13 protein-coding genes are annotated in these 15436 nt (G+C 65.5%); 8 read left to right on the forward strand and 5 right to left on the reverse strand.

The features are described from left to right. The first annotated feature begins 435 nt into the window (after nucleotides 1-435). Genes AAF481_06795 through AAF481_06805 form a run of 3 tightly spaced genes read left to right on the forward strand, consistent with a single transcriptional unit; the run spans nucleotide 436 to nucleotide 2593 of the window. Nucleotides 436-912, forward strand: coding sequence for a sigma-70 family RNA polymerase sigma factor (locus tag AAF481_06795; protein MEM7480864.1), 477 nt, complete (start codon nucleotides 436-438; stop codon nucleotides 910-912). Beyond that, nucleotides 909-1253, forward strand: coding sequence for a hypothetical protein (locus AAF481_06800; protein ID MEM7480865.1), 345 nt, complete (start codon nucleotides 909-911; stop codon nucleotides 1251-1253). The genes AAF481_06795 and AAF481_06800 overlap by 4 nt, the downstream gene beginning before the upstream one ends. Next, on the forward strand, nucleotides 1250-2593 hold the full coding sequence (locus AAF481_06805; protein ID MEM7480866.1) for a hypothetical protein: 1344 nt from the start codon (nucleotides 1250-1252) through the stop codon (nucleotides 2591-2593). The genes AAF481_06800 and AAF481_06805 overlap by 4 nt, the downstream gene beginning before the upstream one ends. Nucleotides 2594-2715: 122 nt before the next feature. Here AAF481_06805 and AAF481_06810 read toward each other — a convergent pair whose 3' ends face one another. From AAF481_06810 to AAF481_06820, 3 genes are all read right to left on the reverse strand, one after another. Then, the gene (locus AAF481_06810) at nucleotides 2716-4971 is read right to left on the reverse strand and encodes a DUF5916 domain-containing protein (GenBank protein ID MEM7480867.1); all 2256 of its coding nucleotides are present in this window, start codon (nucleotides 4969-4971) and stop codon (nucleotides 2716-2718) included. Nucleotides 4972-5151: 180 nt separating this feature from the next. Beyond that, entirely contained in the window at nucleotides 5152-6963 is a 1812-nt protein-coding gene (locus AAF481_06815; protein MEM7480868.1) for a UbiD family decarboxylase, read from the reverse strand. Nucleotides 6964-6973: 10 nt separating this feature from the next. Then, a complete protein-coding gene (locus tag AAF481_06820; GenBank protein ID MEM7480869.1) occupies nucleotides 6974-7951 on the reverse strand; it encodes a cysteine synthase family protein in 978 nt (325 codons plus the stop codon). 356 nt (nucleotides 7952-8307) lie between these two features. On the opposite strand from AAF481_06820, the gene AAF481_06825 reads away from it, so the two are divergent. Beyond that, complete coding sequence (locus tag AAF481_06825) at nucleotides 8308-8787, forward strand: ClpXP protease specificity-enhancing factor SspB (protein MEM7480870.1); 480 nt, start codon at nucleotides 8308-8310, stop codon at nucleotides 8785-8787. Between the two features lie 272 nt (nucleotides 8788-9059). After that, nucleotides 9060-10379 (forward strand): FAD-binding oxidoreductase, encoded by a 1320-nt coding sequence (locus tag AAF481_06830; protein MEM7480871.1) that lies wholly within the window; start codon nucleotides 9060-9062, stop codon nucleotides 10377-10379. A gap of 35 nt (nucleotides 10380-10414) precedes the next feature. Here the strand turns inward: AAF481_06830 and AAF481_06835 are convergent, their stop codons facing one another. Further along, complete coding sequence (locus AAF481_06835; protein ID MEM7480872.1) at nucleotides 10415-10840, reverse strand: DM13 domain-containing protein; 426 nt, start codon at nucleotides 10838-10840, stop codon at nucleotides 10415-10417. A gap of 115 nt (nucleotides 10841-10955) precedes the next feature. On the opposite strand from AAF481_06835, the gene AAF481_06840 reads away from it, so the two are divergent. From AAF481_06840 to AAF481_06850, 3 genes are all read left to right on the forward strand, one after another. After that, complete coding sequence (locus tag AAF481_06840) at nucleotides 10956-11801, forward strand: rhomboid family intramembrane serine protease (protein ID MEM7480873.1); 846 nt, start codon at nucleotides 10956-10958, stop codon at nucleotides 11799-11801. 12 nt (nucleotides 11802-11813) lie between these two features. Beyond that, the gene (gene moeB, locus AAF481_06845; GenBank protein ID MEM7480874.1) at nucleotides 11814-13001 is read left to right on the forward strand and encodes a molybdopterin-synthase adenylyltransferase MoeB; all 1188 of its coding nucleotides are present in this window, start codon (nucleotides 11814-11816) and stop codon (nucleotides 12999-13001) included. Between the two features lie 308 nt (nucleotides 13002-13309). Beyond that, nucleotides 13310-14890, forward strand: a complete 1581-nt coding sequence (locus tag AAF481_06850; protein ID MEM7480875.1) for a di-heme oxidoredictase family protein — start codon at nucleotides 13310-13312, stop codon at nucleotides 14888-14890. A gap of 206 nt (nucleotides 14891-15096) precedes the next feature. On the opposite strand, the gene AAF481_06855 is transcribed toward AAF481_06850, so the two are convergent. Further along, nucleotides 15097-15222, reverse strand: coding sequence for a hypothetical protein (locus AAF481_06855; protein MEM7480876.1), 126 nt, complete (start codon nucleotides 15220-15222; stop codon nucleotides 15097-15099). Nucleotides 15223-15436 lie beyond the last annotated feature (214 nt).

Here is a 15436-nt window from a genome sequence, read left to right on the forward strand (position 1 = left end):
CCTCGCCACCGGATCGAGTCCTGGCGCGAAGGCTGCAACGCAAGGCTCCCTCGGCTACCGGACGCCGAGGGAGTTTGCCCGGGAGGCAGGGGCGCCAGCCGACCGAATCGGCCTGCGCTTCGCCGGTCCCATCTCGCCGGTCAGCCGCCGAACCTGTAGGCCAGGCATGAACTTTTGCTCTTTTTGCTCTTGAACAACCGGCTGGCAGCTTCCCTTGGCGCCGCCTCCAAGGCCATTCCCAGGACCGATTTCTCGGCGATGAATCGCTGAGCGACGAACCTGCCCGCGCTGGCTAGTCCTCCAACCGCGGCTCCTTTCCGCGCAAAAAAGACGGCGAACGACTTCGCCTCAGAACTGATGCGCGCCAATCTGCAGGAAAATTGTGACCACCACAGTCCTGCAGGTACTGTTCACGCGATGCCATTGGAGGAGATCGTGGAAACGTTGGCCCCTCGCCTGTTGCGCTACTGTCTGGCTCGGACCGGTGATGCGGGCCTCGCCGAAGAGGCAGCCCAAGATGCGTTGACCGCCCTCGTGCGGCGCTGGCGGCGGTATGGGCCGCCGGACAATGCCGACGGCTTCGCCTTCGCCATCGCCCGGCGTAGAGCGCTGCGGGCTCTAGTACGGCGGCGCCTCCTCGCACCGCTCGACGCCCTCGGCATGGCCCACAAATGCCAGCATCCCGGCAGCAACACAGAGCGCGCCATCGAGCAGCGCGACGAGCTGCAGCGAACCCTGGCGGCACTCTCCCACCTCGGCCACCGCGACCGGGAGTCCATTCTGCTCGCCGCTGTCGGCGAACTCGATACCGCCGCCGCTGCCGAGGCCCTGGGAATCAGCTCCTCTGCCTTCAAGATGCGCCTCCATCGCGCACGCCAACGACTCGATACCTTGTTGGAGACCGACCGATGAATCCTGAGCCCGCGCAACGAACCTCCAGCGACGAGCGGCTTCGCGCCGCCTTCGAGCCCGATCCGGACAGCGCCGTTCGCATCGTCCGCAGTGCCCTCGCCGAACCGACCCACCGTCTCCCGATATGGCGTTGGTCCGCCGCCGCCGCTCTGACGCTCTTGCTCGCCGCGTTGCTGAACCACACCTTCGCGCCGCGGCAGGACCCTCTTCCATCGGGCACCCAGGTCCTGCACTCCGACGCGCCGCGACGATTGACCATCAGCAACGCTAGCGGAGTCATGACGGTGACCTCACCGTCCGGCTCCACCACCATCCTTCTTCCCTCGGGAGTCTCGCGATGAACCGTTCGATCCTGTGCATAGCCCTCGCCGTACTCCTCATCGTCCCGGCCGCGGTCGGTGCCCACCAGATCGATGAGGGAGAGCCGATCAGCCTGTCGTTTCGCGACGCGGATCTGGCGATGACAATCGCTGCCTTCGCGCAAATCGCTGGCGCCACCGTCGACGCGGACGGCCCTCTCGAAGGCACCGTCACCGTCGAGCTCAAGGAAGTAACCTGGCGCCAGGCGTTGGCTACCATTTGCCGACTGAATGGGCTCGGGTGCACCGTCGAGGACCATCCGACACCGACGATCCGCATTGTCACCCGCACGCCCGGCGGCGCCGTCTCGGCCACCGACTGCACTCCGAGTCAACCTCCTGCCGATGCCGCAGAGATCAGCATCTCGCTAAAGGGCGCCGATTTATTCCAAACGCTGCGCAGTTTCGGTCGGCTCTCGAACCTAAGCGTGGTGATCCACCCGGGCGTCCGCGGCGCGGTCACCTTCGACGCCGAGAACCAACCCTGGACCGAAGTGGCAGAAGAGATCTGCCGGCTCGTGGGCTGCCGCATCCAGTGGTGCGACACGGAGCTGGAGGTTTTCGCCCAACCGCCGGCGAGCGCCTCCACTGAGGAGGAGTTGCGAACCTTCGACGTGCCCCGCGGCTCTCTGGCGGCCAAGCCGCTGGCAGGAACGCCATCGCGATGGATCCGCGCGCAGCTGACCACCACTGCGGGCGAGACCGCTGAAAGTGTTCTTCGCTTCACCTGGAACCAGCCGGTCTACACTCTCACGGTTGCTGACGGATGGTCAGTCGTATTGAGTTGGTTGCCGCTAAGCCAAAACCTTCACACTGGAGTGGCGACACTCGTACACTGTGTCAACGGTGTCCCGCACAGCCTCGACACCCGTTTGGTTCCGCTGCCACTCGCCGACGACTGGCGGTGGCAGGTCGCCGGAACAACGCTCGAGCTTGTGGATTCCCCGGACCCTCAAGTCGACGCTCCAGGAAGCCACCCTGCACCACTTTGCCTAGGTCCTGCCGGAGGCCGGATCGATGCGTGGCTCGAGGCTGCCGGCGGCGGCTCAAAGCTCACCTTGAACACGACCCCCGGTCGCTATCTCCTGATCACGCCTCACAGCAGCGAGCGCCCCACCCTGGGGGCGACCGCCTTTGTCGTCATCGGTGCTTCGGCGATCGACGGGCTCGAGCTGTTGCGGATCGATAGCCGCGATGGCCAGGTGTTCGATCGACGGGTCCTCTTGCAAGCGGGCGAAACTCAGACGCTCGAGATCGACCCGTCCATCGCCGAGGGCAGCCGCCTTGAGCTGCGCTGGACACCGAGCGCTCTCGTCCGCTGAGCCAGCCAGCACTGCTAGCTCTCGGCAGATCCGCCCTCGGTAGGCCGTAGGTGCGGATGGTGCCGGCTGGGTGCTCGACTTTCCGGGTTGACCAAGAATGCCGGCCAGGCCGCCTCATCCCTCTACCGCCCCCACAAATACGACAGCTTGAAGATGAGCTGCCGCTCCCTCTCCCGTGGATCGCCGAGGGAGGGAGCATCCCAGGTTTCGTTGTACACCACGAACAGGTCCGAGCCGGGCCGGTAGGTCCAGCGCAGGCGCAGGTTGACGCCCAGGAGTTCGGCGGCATCGCTGTACTGGACGAGGCCGTTCAAGGATAGGTCCGGGGTGAAGGCGAGGGCCGCCCGTTGGCGCAGAAGGGTGGTGGAGAAGTCTCCGGCGGGCAGCTCGATGTCGTTGTAGAAGTAGCTCGTCTCGGTGCGGAAGAAGCGGTTCGGGCGCCAGCGGACGGTGCCCTCGATGCCGGTGCGGTCGCCGTCAAAAAACTCTCCCACTCGAACCGCCACGAAGCCGGACAGGGGGAGGCTGCTGTTGGTGTCCCAAACGCCCCGGACGGCCTCGAATTCATAGCGGCCGGCCGGGATGATCACCCCGTCGCTGATCTCGAAGGGTTGGTCGAGGTCTTCGACCTCGTGTCCGGCAAAGAAGAACACCTCGTTGGCATTCTCCAACTCAATGCCGAACAGCAGGAACTCCAGCTCCAGGCTCTCCAAGCTGTCGTCGCTGCGGGTGATCATGTCGATCTCCGCTTCATAGGCGTAGTTGAGGATCTTTGGGTTGTCGGAGCGCGGCTGCCAGCCGAGTTCGCCGTTGTAGCGGCGAATGCCGTTGCGCCGCACGAAGCCGAGCTTGGGTTCGAAACCGCCGCGGATCTCCTGGGCGAGGAGTTCCCAGTTCCAAGTGTCGGCCCGCCAGTCGGCGGCGACGCCGGCGGCCCAGGTGCCGTCTTCGTCCGCCGCCAAATCGCCGTCGTCATCGTCTGTCTGCGCCCAGAAGGCGGTGAGGTTGAGGCGGTCCGTCGGGTTCAAGTTGGCGTCGAGGCCCCAGGCGCGCTGGTCGCCGCCGAGATCGTCGTCGTCCGTTTCGATGTTCGTCACCATAGTGCCCACGGTCACCCGCTGGCCGAAGTTCCGCTGCACCCGCAGCACGCCCCAGTTGGTGGAGGGCACCACCTCTCGGTCGCCGTCTTCGTCTTCGAAGGTGGCGGCTTCGGTCTGGGCGTCCAAGAATCCGAGGCTCCAACCCTTGGCCCGGCCGGACAGCCGGGTCCCCCACTCGAGGGGCACCATGTTGCCTTCCGGGCTGATACCGATGCGGCGCGAGAAGAACAGATCGAGGGTGGGCGCGCCGGGGCCGAAGCGGAAGATGCCGGAGTTCTCTAGGAAGAAGTCGCGCTTCTCCGGAAAGAAGAGCGAGAACCGGGTGAGGTTGACCTGCAGATCGTCCGCCTCGACTTCGGCGAAGTCAGTGTTGTAGGTCAGGTCGAGCACGAAGTTTCGGGTGATGCCCCACTTGACGTCGAGGCCGGCGTCGGCGTCGTCCGAGCCGCCCGTTTCGGCGTCGTCCTTGACTCCGCCGGTGACGAACGGCACCACTTGCAGGTTGAGGCCCGGTTCCGGCGGCTCGAGGCCCGTCAGGTGGCCGTAGCGTGAGGTTTTGAACAGGTTCGCGTCGAGACCGGTGGGGGACCAGAAGGAGAATTCGTTGTTCGCTCGCACGATCCTGCGGATTTGAAACCCCCAAGTGTCTCGGTCTGCATCGAAGCGCAGAGTGCTGAAGGGGATGGCGAATTCGGCGATCCAGCCGTCTTCGTTGCGGGAGGTTCCCACTTCCCACAAGCCGTCCCACTGGAAGTCCGAACTTCGGCCTTCGTCCACGATCAGCGCGTCGGTGCGGGCGCGCAGAGGGTTGGCCTCGAACATGTAGGTATTGCGGTGGTCGTGGAAGGTGTCGAGGAGCACCAGCAGTGCATCGTCCCGGAAGAGCGGGCCATCGCGCTGCATTTCGCGGGCGACGATGTCTTCGGGAGAGTCGGTGTCGGCTCGGATGCCGATGTACAGCGTGGTGGCCGAATACACCACCTGGAAGCTGGTCGGTTGACTGATCGGCGCGCCGGGGTTCGGGTTGCGCTGGGTGAAGCCGTCGGCGACCGGAGCGTCTTGCCAGGCGGCTTCGTCGAGGATGCCGTCGACTTTCAGCTCGCCCTCGATCCGCACGGCGCGGATCTCGGGCACCGCGGCGTTGGGGTCTTCGTGGGCCCGGACCGGGGGAGGGGTGGTGGTCGCCAAGCCGGCGAGTGCGAGGAGCGTTAGGGCTACCCGCCATCCGTTGGCCGGCCGGTGGCCGGCTCGATCGCTTGACGATCGACGTTTTCCCATCGAATTGGCCCCTCCAACGGATCAAGAATCGGTCAACGTGCGAGGTCCCCTCCTCGCTGTGCTGCATTTTCTACTACGTTTGTACGAGAGACAAGGGTTTCAGGTTGCGTTCCCCTTCGGTGCACTCTCTCCGTCTACGGAGGATCCGGCGGAAGGATCTAGTGGGGGAGGGGAAAGGGATCAGTCCAGGTGGCCGCGGTCGGAGTCGCCCATTTCTATTTTGCCTTGGGGGAAGTATTCGCTCCATCTCCGCTCGACGGTGGCGGCGGTCTCTGGGTCGCAGAAGAGTTCGTCCGGGAAGTCTGGATCGAGACGGGCGTCGATCAGGATCGGCGCCTGGTAGGCCAGGTGGTTGCGCACCGTCCGGACGCCCGCGGCGTGAATGTCGGAGGCGGGCTCGAAGCGGGTGAAGGTGGTCCACAGGAAGTTGACCGGGCTCGCCGCGGCGCGCTGCGGCTCGTCCGTCAACACCAGGAGCGGCCAGCCTGCGAAGGCCGGGTGGGCGGCCAGGCGGGCGGCGGCTGCGGGGTCCGAGGCGGTGGGCGGGCCGCCGATCACCAGGCAGCCGGGGCAGAAGACCTCGACGCCGGTGACCTCCGACGGCGGTTCGACCTGCGGCGAGTACTCCCGCGGCAGCTCGCGCACCGGATCGCCCAATCCCAACCACACCCCCTTCGATCCCTCGTTCACCCGCGGGCCGGTGTAGTCGAGGGTGTCCATGGAGAGGTTCGACAGCACGTAGAGATCCGTCTCCGGGCGGGTGCGCTCGAGCAGATGGGTGAGGACCGCCCGGAAGTCTTTGAGGTCGATGGGGCGATCGAGGACGAACAGGAATTTGGTCAACGAAAGCTGGCCTTCGCCGAGGATGCGGAAGGCGCTCGCCATCGCTTCCCGGCCGTAGCGGTCTTTGACCACCGCCGCGGCCAGCGAGTGGTAGCCGGTTTCGCCGTAGGACCACAGGTCTTCGACCGCCGGCATGACCAGCGGGAAGAGCGGCGACAGCAGCTCCTGGAGAAGGTCGCCAATGAAGAAGTCTTCCTGCCGCGGCTTGCCGACCACCGTCGCCGGATAGATGGCGTCGCGCCGGTGGGCCACGGCCTCGACCTCGAACACCGGGTAGTCGTGGGTGAGGGAGTAGTAGCCGTAGTGGTCGCCGAAGGGGCCCTCCGGCCGCCGCTGCTGCTGCGGCACCCGGCCGAGCAGGGCGAATTCGGCGTCGGCGATCAGCGGGTGTGGATGGTCCCCCAAGGGTCCGGCGCCGCGCTTCAGGCGTCGTCCGGCGATGAGCGACGCGAGCATCAGCTCCGGCACGTTCTCCGGCAGCGGCGCAATAGCCGACAGGATCAGCGCCGGCGGTCCTCCCAAGAACACCGTCGCCGGCAGAGCCTCGCCGCGTTCTTCGGCCACCTGGTAGTGGAAGCCGCCACCCTTGCCGATTTGCCAGTGCATGCCGGTGGTCGCCGGGCCGTGGACCTGCAGTCGGTACATGCCGAGGTTGTGGCCCTTGCCGTCGGGATGTTCGGTATACACCAGCGGCAGGGTGACGAAGGGTCCACCATCTTCCGGCCAGGTGGTCAGCACCGGCAGGCGGTCGAGGCGGGCGGGCCGGTCCACCACCTCCATCACCGGCGGCCGGCGGCTCTTGCCGAGGCCGATCGAGAGCGCCTCGCGAGCGACGTCCCGGGCACCCCACAGCTTGGCCGGGGTGGGCGGCAGGAGGGTTTCCGCCAACTCGACCAGCCGCCGGATCAGCCGGAGCGGCCGCGGCCCGAAGGCCAGCTCGGCGCGCCGGGCGCTGCCGAACAGGTTCGTGACCAGGGGAAAGTCCGCCCCCTGGACGTTGCTGAAGTAAAGTGCCGGTCCGCCGCCGGCGATCACTCGGCGGTGGATTTCCGGCACTTCCAGACGGGCATCGACCGGCGCCTCGACCACCACCAGGTCGCCATCGTGTCGCAGCCGGTCGATGAAAGACCGCAGATCGGGGAAAGACATGAGGGGGGAACTACTCCTCCAGCAGCCCGTTCTCCGTCATCCACTCCTTGTTGAGCTTGGAGAGATAGCGCTCACCGGAGTCCGGGAAGAGGGTGACCACCAGGGCGTCGGCACTTTCCCGTTCCGCTACCTGGCGGGCCGCCACCGCCGCCGCGCCGCCGGACGAGCCGGTGAAGATGCTCTCGTGCTGGGCCAGGTCGAGCACCGCCTGGTAGGCCGCCTTGTCGTCCACGGTGATCACCTCGTCGATGGTGTCCATCCACACGCTGCCCGGCAGGAAATCCTCGCCGATACCGTCGATCAAGTACTGGTGGATCTGATCCTCCGGCGGCATTTCGCCGTGCTCGTGGAGGTAAGCGTACACCGAGCCGATGGTGTCCACTCCGACCACCCGGATCGCGGGATTTTGCTCCTTCAAGTACTTGGCGGTGCCGCTGATGGTGCCGCCGGTGCCGATGCCTGCCACCCAATGGGTGATGCGGCCGTCCGTCTGGCGCCAGATCTCCGGACCGGTGTTGGCGTAGTGGGCTTGCGGGTTGGCTTGGTTGTGGTACTGGTACGGTAGGTAGGCGCCTTTTTCGTCACGAATGCGCTCCGCCTGCTTGTAGTAGGAGCGCGGATCGTCCGCCTCGACATTCGTCGGGCAGAGGATCATCTCCACCCCGAAGGCTTCGAGCAAGGCGACTTTTTCTTTGGGGATCTTGTCGGCAGCAGTGCACACCATCTTGTAGCCGCGTAGGTTGGCGGCCATCGCCAGCCCCAGGCCGGTGTTGCCGGAGGTGGGTTCGACGATGGTGCCGCCGGGCTGGAGCTGGCCGCTCCGTTCGCCGGCCTCGATCAGCGCCTGCCCGATGCGGTCCTTGACGCTCGAACCGGGGTTGAAGGATTCGATCTTCGCCACCAAGGCGGCGGGACCGGCCGAGTATCGGGAAAGGCGGACCAGCGGCGTGTTGCCGAGAGTCTGCAGAATATCGTCGTAGATTTCCATCGACTTCGCTTTCTTTTAGGGACCAGGACAGGGTCCGTTGAATGCAAGCCTTGCGACCCCAAAGATACCGAAACCGGAGAAGGGTCGCCAGCCTGGCCCGACCTTCTCACCAGCCTTCTGCTGCGAGGACGGATGCACCTGCATCTGCTGCGTCCTTTGGCCTCTCCGCTCCTCGACGTACTGAAAGTACGCCTTAGTCGCTTCGAGATCCAGACTCCTTGCAACTGCAGGCGCCGGCCGCCCTCTCGCGACGAAGTTGGTGAGAAGATCGGGCCTAGGCCGGCGAGCTGTGGTAAAAGTCCGATGAGGCAACGGACCATCGGCGCGCCCGGCCATAGCGGGCAAGAGGACTACCCATGACCGAACAAGAACTCGACTACCAGGAACTGGTTCAGGAGGCGCTGCGGGACGTGGTGCGGCTCGTTTTGGAACGGCTGCGCGACCATGGGTTGCCGGAGGATCACGCCCTCTACATCGCTTTCCAGACGACCGCCCCCGGCGTGGAGGTACCGCCGAGCCTGTTGCGGCGCCATCCGGAAGAGATGACCATCGTGCTGCAACATCAGTACTGGGATCTCGCCGTCGACCGCGAGGCCTTCGCCGTCACCCTGGCCTTCGACGGCTCGAAGCAGCGGGTCCTGGTGCCTTTCCAGGCGATGACCTCCTTCGCCGATCCGGAAGGCCCCTTTGGGCTCCGCTTCACTTCGGAGGTGGAGGAGATCGAGGCTGGTCCGGAGGCCGTCCCGGAGCCGGCGGCCGAGGACGACGCCGACGAGTCCGGTGAAGGCGAAAAGGTGGTCTCGATCGACCGCTTTCGCAGTCGCAAGGACACCTAGCAGGGGACAAAAGTGTCCGTCAGAACTTCCTCACCCTCTGCTAGCTTTCCGTTTCCAGGGGGCTGGGCGCTCCCTCGCCTTAAAAGAACAGCCCTTTCGGGTTCACCCCGTCCACGGCAGCCAAGGTGCCGCCGAGCCCTTCCGGGCTCGGTCGTGGACCACCCCCTGGAGTCGCTTCAAAACTCTTCGTGATTCGGCAACAGCTTGCCGCGCTCCTCGGACCGGACGCTCTGGGTGCGACGCGTGTCCGGGAAGTCGGGGATCCTCTTCGAGTGCCGTGGGGGCGCGACCGCAGCCCCCTGGTCGGCGGTGAACCGGCGGCGGTGGTGCTGCCTCGCTCGACGGAGGAGGTGGCGGCGGTGGTGCGCTGGGCGCGGCGCGCCGGCGTGGCCCTGGTGCCGGCCGGCGGCCGCACCGGCTACTCCGGCGGCGCGGTGGCGGCGGACGGGCAGGTGGTCGTCGCTCTGGAGCGCCTCAACCGGCTGCTCGCCTGGCATCGGGACGTCCCGGCGCTCACCGTGGAGGCGGGGATGTTGACGCGTCAGCTCCAGCGCGCGGCGACGGAGGAGGGCTGGTTCTTTCCGGTCGATTTCGCCGCCTGCGACCGCAGCCAGATCGGCGGCAACGTCGCCACCAACGCCGGTGGCATCCGGGTGATCCGCTACGGCATGACCGGCGATTGGGTGCTCGGCCTGACCGTCGTCACCGGTTCCGGCGAGGTGCTGCGCCTCGGTGGATCGCGCCGCCGGGGAGCGCTTCTCAAAGACAACACCGGGCCACCGCTGGAAACGCTCTTCGTCGGTTCCGAAGGCGCCTTCGGCATCCTCACCGAGGTGACCGTCCGGCTCACCCGGCCGCCTGCGGCCCGGCGGTGGTTAGCGGCGCTCGCGGCAGAGAGCCTGGAAGCTCTGCTCGCGATGTTGGCGACGGCTCGCCGGTTGCCGGCTTGTCCCCTCGCCTTCGAGTGTTTCGACCGGGTCTGCCACCGGCTGATGGCCGAGCACCTCGGCGGCCCCCTGCTGCCGGAGAATCCTCCTTTCCTCGCGCTGGTCGAGCTGGAGGCGGCGACCGATGAACTCCGGTCTGCGGCGCGAGACTGGCTGCGGGAAAGCCCACCGGCGGTGGACGGCCGATGGATCGAGGAACCCGAGGCGCAGGTCCGGGCCTGGCGGTACCGGCTGGGGATCAGCGACCGGCTGGCGGCGGGGCACCGCGTCCACAAGAACGATCTGTCGGTGCCGGTGGGCGCCCTGTCGTCCCTGGAGAGCGAGGTACGGCGGCTGGCCGGGGAGGTCGATCTGCCGCTGGCGGTTTTCGGCCACCTGGGGGACGGCAACCTGCACATCAACCTGCTGTGCCCGGTGGCGATGGACCAAGAGCACTTCGCCGCCCTTTGTCAGCGCTTCGACGAGGAGAGCTATCGGCGGGTGGTGAAACTCGGCGGCTCGATCAGCGCCGAGCACGGCATCGGCCGCCTGAAGCGAAAGTTCGCCCACCTCACCGCTTCACCGGAGGAGCGCCAGGTGTTCCGTGGACTCAAGCGTTTGTTCGATCCGGACGGAATTCTCAATCCCGGGGTCGGCCCGTTCTGAATCCGCCTCCACCGCGGCGGAAGAACGACCGATGCCTAGGGTTCTAGGCCGAGAGCCGCGCCGCCCCACAGCTTCGAATACTGCTCGCAGTGCAGGATCAGCGTTTTGAAGGCGGCGAGGTCGACATCGTCCGGCAGGGCATAGCGCTGAGCCCCGCGCGGCGCCTCCAGGGGAGCGATGAGGACGGCACCGCCGTCGAGGGCGTTGCGGTCCCCGAGATCGGCCAGTGGGCGTGGAGAGAGGAAGAATTTCAGGTCGGGAGCCTTCCTGGTTTTGAACCCCTCGTCGAGCACCAGGTAGCGGGCGCCGTTGTCGACGATCAGGCTCCAGTTTCCGGCGATGCGGTAGCCCTTCTTTGTCCAGGTACCTGAGGCGACGGCTTCTTCGGCACCCAGAGCGAGGGCGGTCGGCGCCAGCAGGGCGATGAGGGCGAGGCCGGTGGGGAGAATTCTGCGCTTCATGGAGAGACTCCTTCTGAACAAGTCGATCTTGAAAGTCGATGGTTTCCGGTGATCGTTGCGGTGGGAGACCGCTCGAATCCGGAGGCGGCAGAGGGCGGCGGATACAATCCCGCCCATGCTACGACGCCAGACCTCCGGATCGGTGGTGTGTCCCTCCTGCGGCAAGTTGACCGGGGTCCAAGACGAGACCTGCTGGAACTGTGGCCGGCGCTATCCGGGAATGTGGGGCTACGCGGCGGTTTTTCGCCGCTTCGGCCAGGATCTCGGGTTCGTTCAGATCGTCCTGGTCGGCTGCGCGGTCCTGTACGGGGCGACCCTGATCGCCGACAACGCCAACATCCGCGGCCTGCTGTCGCCGAGCCCGATCAGCCTGCTCGCCTTCGGTGCCAGCGGTCAGCTTCCGGTGATCTCCGGTGGCCGCTGGTGGACTTTGTTGTCCGCTTCGTGGCTGCACGGCAGTCTGCTCCATTTCGCCTTCAACATGATGTGGATCCGCCAGCTCGCGCCGGACGTGGCGCAGCTCTACGGAGCCGGCCGTATGGTCATCATCTACGTGCTGTCTGGGGTGATGGGATTTGCCGCCAGCAGTTTTGGACCGTCGCTCCTTGGTCCTCTCGCTGGCCTGCTGGGCTCTGGCGGTTACACCGTTGGCGCCTCCGCCGCGATTTTCGGATTGCTCGGTGCGCAGGTGCTTTACGGCCGCAAGGCCAGCTACGAGGTCGGCCGCCAGGCCTGGATCTGGGCTGCCATCCTGTTCGTGCTGGGTTTTGTCTTCGACGGCACCGACAACTGGGCCCACCTCGGAGGGTTCATCGGAGGCTTCGGCGTGGCGGCACTGCTCGACCCGCTGAAGGCGGAGCGGGTGGATCATCTGGTGGCGGCGGTGCTCTTGCTGCTGCTGTCGGCGGTGGCGGTGGCCGTTTCCCTGATCACCGGCGTCATCTCTCTGCGCGCCCTGTAGGCTAGGGGAGGAATGTCGACTCACCTTCCAGCCCTTACCGATGCCGAGACCCGGCGCTACGGGCGTCATCTGATCCTGCCGGAGGTTGGTCCGGAGGGGCAGAAGAAGCTCAAGGCGGCGCGGGTTCTGCTGGTCGGGGCCGGCGGCCTGGGGTCCCCGGCGGGGCTGTACCTGGCCGCCGCCGGAGTCGGCGTTCTGGGAATCGCCGAGTTCGATCGGGTGGACGAAAGCAACCTGCACCGCCAGGTGCTCTACGGCGAGTCCGACCTCGGCCGCCCAAAGGTCGAAGCCGCCGTCGCTCGCCTGCGCAACGTCAATCCGCACATCGAGGTGCGCGGCCACGATCTCCGCCTCGACGCCGGCAACGCCCCGGCGCTCATCGCCCAGTACGACCTGGTGGTTGACGGTTCCGACAACTTCGCCACCCGCTATCTGGTCAACGACGCCTGCGTGCTCGCCGGCAAGGCGAATGTATGGGGTGCCGTCCTGCGCTTCGAGGGGCAGGTTTCGGTCTTCGCAACGGCGGACGGTCCCTGCTACCGCTGCCTGTTTCCGGAGCCGCCGCCGCCGGGCCTGGTGCCCTCCTGCGCCGAGGGCGGGGTGTTCGGAGTGCTGCCGGGGGTGATCGGCTCCCTCCAGGCGGCGGAGGTCATCAAGTGGGTGACCGGAGTCGGCACTCCGTTGGTGGGTCGGTTGTTGATCTTCGACGCTTCGGCAGCGCGTTTCCGGGAGATCGCACTGCCTAAAAACGAGCAATGTCCCGTCTGCTCGCCGGAGCCCTCGATTCGACAACTGGTCGACTACGACGCCCTGTGTGGCTCTCCGGCGGGTAGCGACGTGGAAGCTCCCCAGGCGTCCGAGGGTCCCGTCGAGGACTTGCCGCATGCCGAGATCGAGGTGGAGACCCTGCGGGATTGGCAGCAGGCGGGTCGCTCCTTCGATCTGCTGGATGTGCGCAACCCGGTCGAGGAGCGGATCTGTCGCATCGAAGGCGCGCGCCTCATTCCCCTCGCGCAGTTGCCGTCCCACCTCGACGAACTCGACCGGGAGCGCCTGCTGGTGGTGCATTGCCATAGCGGCATCCGCTCCGCCCAAGCGGTCGATTTTCTACGCAACCAAGGCTTCTCTCGGGCGTATAACCTAGCCGGGGGGATCGACGCCTGGAGCGTCCGCATCGATCCTTCGGTGGCCCGGTATTGAAGAGGTCGAGGGTAGTTTGCGGCCCCTACGGCGAGCAGCTTGTATGTCCCGCTGTACGTCAAAATTGACACGTTGAGATTGGAGCGGTAGAAGCAAAATGCTGCCAACCTGGCTGCCTCACAGCCCCTTGCCGATGCCTCCGAACAAACTACCCCGTTTTTATACGGGCTTGACCAGCCACCAGATCTATCCTAGTATAGAGAATATTGCAAATAACTATATTTAAAGAAGATATTTAATCAGGCCTTCGGAATCGAGCGGAAAAGTCATCATTCCCAAAATCAAGCCAAGAAACTGGAGAGTGCATCGTGAAGCAGAAGAACATCATCCTCGGATTCGGCCTGTTGATCCTGACGCTGTCCGCTGCTTTGGCGACGGCGCAAACGGGCGGAATCGGCAAGGAAGTGGGTGCCAAAAAGCGCTTGGCCGATGGCGACGAGTACCTCATCCCGCAGCAAGAGCTGTTTCGCACCGGCGCCAGCCTGTTCAACGCCATCTGGACGCCTCAGGAGGGTGGTGGCCGGCCACTGACCAAGGGGGTCGGCGCGCCGTTGTCCGACCCGAGCAATCCGCTGATCTTTCCGCGCAACTTCAACCGCGTTTCGGCGCCGGACGCCAACTCCTGTGCCGGGTGCCACAACCAGCCCGCTTCCGGTGGTGGCGGTGACATCGTCGCCAACGTCTTCGTGCTCGGCCAACGCTTCGACTTCGCGACCTTCGACGGCGTCGACACGGTGCCCACCGGTGGCACCTTCGACGAGAGCGGGGCCGCCACCACCCTCGACACCATCGCAAACAGCCGCGCCACCACCAGCATGTTCGGTAGCGGCTACCTGGAAATGTTGGCCCGCCAGATGACCGCTGACCTACAAGACATCCGCGCCTCGATCCCGCCGGGCGGCTCGGCAAACCTGGTGTCCAAGGGTGTTTCCTTCGGTCTCCTCCAGCGCAATCTCGACGGCACCTGGGACACCTCGGCGGTCGAAGGACTGGCGGCTCCGAGCCTCCGCTCGACGGGAGTCGGCGATCCGCCGAACCTGATCGTTCGTCCGTTCCATCAGGCCTCGGCGGTGATCAGCCTGCGCGAGTTCACCAACAACGCATACAACCACCACCACGGCATCCAGACCTCCGAACGTTTCGGCGACGGAACGGATCCCGACGGCGACGGTTTCGTGGACGAGATGAACCGCGCCGAGGTGACGGCGGTCTCCGTCTACCAGGCGGCGCTGCCGGTGCCCGGCCGGGTGATCCCGAGCGACCCCGGCATTCGGCGGGCGATCTGGCTGGGTGAGCAGCGTTTCGCCGAAATCGGCTGCGCCGATTGCCACATCCAAGCGCTGCCGCTCGACAACTGGGGTTGGTTCTTTTCAGAGCCGAACCCATACAACCCGGCCGGTAACCTACAGCGTGGCGAACAGGCAGACCTCAACGTCAACCTGAACAGCAAGTTCTTTCCGCTGCCGCGGCTGTCCGAGGACCTAGCCACCAAGACCACCTTCGTTCCTGCCTACACGGACATGAAGCTGCACGACATCACCTCCGGTCCGGACGACCCCAACCGCGAGAGCCTGAACATGCACTTCGCGGCCGGATCCGACGAGTTCTTCGCCGGCAACAGCCGCTTCCTGACCAAGCGCCTGTGGGGCGTTGGCAATTCGGGGCCGTACTTCCACCACGGCAAGTACACCACCATGCGCGAGGCCATCCTCGCCCATGCCGGCGAGGCGATCGACTCGCGGGTGGCCTTCGAGAACCTGCCGGACAACGAGCGCGACTCGGTGATCGAATTCTTGAAGAGCCTGCAAACGCTGCCGGCGGGCACCGAGTCCCTGGTGATCGACGACGAGGGCCGCACCGTTCAGTGGCCTCCGCAAGGCGCCCTGTAGCGGCTCTGGACAGAAGGTGAACCTAGGGCGGCCTCCGGGCCGCCCTTTTCGTGCTCAGGGGGCGTGGAGTGCGGCAACGAATCCGGATCCCCAGCCGCGCTGGTTGGCGGTGACACAGGCGGCCGCTTCTTGGCAATTTGGTTAGTGCCATTGGCTTGCTTTGTCGCGGTATGGTGTTCCTCACTACGAGATATGGTTTATCGGAGCTACTCCGTGAATTGAAAGCTCTCCGCAAGGTCGCTCCAGTCTTTGTCTCGCAGCTCTACTCGCAGCTGCTCTTCGAATTCTCGCAGGTTGACGGATGCGATGTCCAAGCGCGAAGATCCTGCCATGAAAGACCTCTTCGCAGCTCTGTGTACGAGAATCCAGAATGCCCATAGTGGGGCCTGGAATCTCTCATCGAGATGAGCAATTGTCAAAAGTTGTGTATGGGTTCAGATTCAGGCGGCTTGTTTGATTCCGTCTTGGAATCGGGTTCCTCGGACGACTTCGGCTACGAGCTGTGCTCCGTTGAGGGCTCTCCATTTCTTCTGGGCGGACAGGCAC

This window comes from Acidobacteriota bacterium (assembly GCA_039030395.1).
Taxonomy (GTDB): domain Bacteria; phylum Acidobacteriota; class Thermoanaerobaculia; order Multivoradales; family JBCCEF01; genus JBCCEF01.